This is a genomic window from Pedobacter sp., from assembly GCF_035566355.1.
Taxonomy (GTDB): domain Bacteria; phylum Bacteroidota; class Bacteroidia; order Sphingobacteriales; family Sphingobacteriaceae; genus Pedobacter.
Genome location: NZ_DATMRL010000203.1, coordinates 1 through 2,841, shown reverse-complemented (window position 1 = coordinate 2,841; position 2,841 = coordinate 1). Strand labels below are relative to the sequence as shown.

3 protein-coding genes are annotated in these 2,841 nt (G+C 39.8%); all 3 read right to left on the bottom strand.

What is annotated here, in order from left to right; genetic code table 11:
- Positions 1-1,012: DNA/RNA non-specific endonuclease (locus VNZ46_RS07900; protein WP_325559528.1), on the bottom strand; the 1,012-nt coding region annotated here is incomplete at its 3' end.
- Between the two features lie 231 nt (positions 1,013-1,243).
- Positions 1,244-2,401: a hypothetical protein gene (locus VNZ46_RS07895; protein WP_325559527.1), complete on the bottom strand. Its 1,158-nt coding sequence runs from the start codon at positions 2,399-2,401 to the stop codon at positions 1,244-1,246.
- Positions 2,402-2,425: 24 nt separating this feature from the next.
- Positions 2,426-2,841, bottom strand: a 416-nt coding sequence (locus VNZ46_RS07890; protein ID WP_325559526.1) for a TssN family type VI secretion system protein, incomplete at its 5' end; no start/stop codon positions are given.

Genomic DNA, 2,841 nt, shown 5'->3' with positions numbered 1-2,841 from the left:
TACCCTGATTATTTTTTGGTGCCTGTGGGATCATATTGGACATTAAGAAAGTTGCACTATTGGCATTTAAAGAACTTGTTCTGTCTCCTGATGGACAATTGTGTCCGCGGTCAAATCCAGAATTTACGTAACTGTTGCTTTGCACCACGTAAGTGCCTTCAGGTAAACCATTGAATCCAGCAAAGTCATCCTGCCTTTTTACGGTGTTATTGGTCGTACCAGCATCTATATGCCAGCTCACCCAGTTTGGTATCGACCGGGTGCTACTATAGGATTCGGTATAATATTTTTGATCCAGGTAAAGGTTATCTGGCGTCATCATTGTTGCCTGAGACGGATTCCCAAATAGTGAATTACTGTTGTCTCCCTCTGTTGGTTGAGCATCGTTGCCAAATGTAATACCTCTTGGCGTAGTGGCTGTTCCAGGATTGGTCGGTTCAACCGGGTCTGCGTTAGGATCTGTCACAACAACACCAGGATTTCCTATCCCTTTAAAGGTGATGTCATCCAGATTTACCCTGGCTGCATCATTTGCCGCGCCCAGTTTTTTGATCTGGAACCTTACCGTCTGTGGAGAAGAAAGTACAAAAGAATCGACAACCAATGTTTTATTTGTTTCTTCTATATTCTTTCCCAATTGGGTATAAGTTGTTCCGCCATCTGTAGAGAACAATACCTGCCAGGTAGAATTGGCATCACTACCGTATTTACCATGGCTAATGTATAAAGCCCTTACGCCTTTTATATCATAAAGCATACTAAGGCTTCCGGTCTTTAACCTAATTGATCTGTTTCCATTTTTCAGATCTCCTGCAATATTTCCCACAACAGCATTATCAAAAATCCATTTTCCGGTCAGCATTTGGACTGTATCAATTTTATAAGCTGATTTAGCCGAACTTTCCAGGTCTTCAGTAATAGAATAAGGTTTTTCAGGTATGTCAATCGTTTTTTTAGAACACGCAGAAAATAGAATTGCTGCTGTACTTAATAGTAGAAGTTTTTTAATCATTGTCATTTTCGTTTTACCGTAATTAATCGGGGAGACGAAAGTGCGGCTTTTGGTGTTAATTAATTATTAATTCTTGGATGCTATTTTAAAAAAGTGCAGTTAAACTTAATAATCGGTGAAAGGTATCAAAATTTTTGCATACAAAATTGCATTGCCGTGTGCTGAACTGAATGTGATATCCACATTAAGATCGGTGCACGGCAATGCAATTTGTTCGGGAAGGAATCAGATCTAGTCTAGCAAAGTCCAGCTTCTTTTGGTTTGTACCTGCTGTACCACTTGCTGCTCGGCAACAACGATATTTTCTTTGCGCTGCCCAATGTATTCCAGCATGCTGAGTTTATTCCATAAAGCCACCATAACCTTTAAAAACTCTTCAATCATAGACATAGAAGCGTAAATGTTCTGATGATCATAGACCAATTCAATGGTACGGGCCAGCAATTCTTCAAAATTTCCGGGGGTAACATCTCTCCATTCGTAGAAATACTTCAGCATTTCTTCCCTTTCCTTAGATTCAATCAACTTGATCCCTGTAAAGAAAGCATGAGCAAGATTGGAGAAATAGCCGGCAATATATATGGGAGATTGCTGATAACCAAGATTTCTGTAGCTGAAGAAAATCTGGGCAATATAATCCAGAAGCTTTTCCGACAACAGACGTATATTTTTACCAAGTGGAGTAATGGCCTCTTTTCCTGTTGTTTTATCTACAATTTTAAACGCAGACAATTGCAGTTCATTAATCAGGCTGCTGAACAATTCATAGTAGCGGATCAGCAAAGGGTGGCTCACCATACTACTACTTGGGGGGATATAATTGGTGTTAATAGATACCCTTCCATTTTCGAGTGTAAGTTGTCCAATGGTCAGGTGATAGCTGTCCAGGTTTTTAGGCGCCATTTCTGATGCCGGCAAAATAACAATACTGTATCCTTTAGCAATATCCGGGTACCTTGGAGGGGCATCCTGTGGATCTGGATTTCCAGAAGGAACTCGCTCAAAGGGATTGACCAGCAATAAAATATTGTATTGTACTGTTTTAGAATAGTCTGCATTCTCTGCACTAAAATAATGGCTATAGGAGAGCTGCTTCTCCAGTTCGGGCTGGTTGAAGATATCTATTCTGCAACCTTCGGCCGTAATGGCGTTACAATGCCGAACTTTCACCTCAATATGATTGGTGGCCCGTTCCAGAATTTCAATGTTATGAGAACTTTGCTGTCCTGCAAATGGTGCAAGCAGCCCAAAATTAAAGCCTGTTAAAAATACAGAGTTAGCATCTCTCACAAAATCCTGGTTAAACTGGTCTGTTGCCACAAAATGGCTACTGGACAGTTTCATGCCGTCTACCCAATTGACCGGTTTATATTTTAATGGTGAAATCATAGTAGTAGATATATAGATTCTTAATTATATGAAAATGGCTTCGTCTCCAATTTTTTCGGGCCTGGAGGCATTTTCTGATACCCTTTTTGCATAGATGGTCATTTTCTCTGAGATACCATTCTTAATAATGTCGAGATCAGGATCTATGAATATGTTCTTTTTGAAGAAAGAAGTTTTGATGAAGAAGATCCAGGTATAGGCCTCATGATCTTCACTGATGTACCTTACCGGATTTTTTGGGAACTTAATGTTATAATCTTCAATGAATTTATAAAACCAGGCGCCAAAAACCATGTTTTCCGGTGCTTTGGCCTTAACTTTAAGCGGTTCCGGATCATTGCTGTTTTTATAGAGCTCAAGTTCAAGTACCAGCATGCGGTCAAAATCCAGATGATCCATGTCAATATTCATTGGACTGGACGGATATTTCCAAACCTTGT

Excerpts from the sequence above, each read along its gene's own strand:
- VNZ46_RS07895 (WP_325559527.1), bottom strand. The coding sequence starts at position 2,401 with ATGATTTCACCATTAAAATATAAACCGGTCAATTGGGTAGACGGCATG.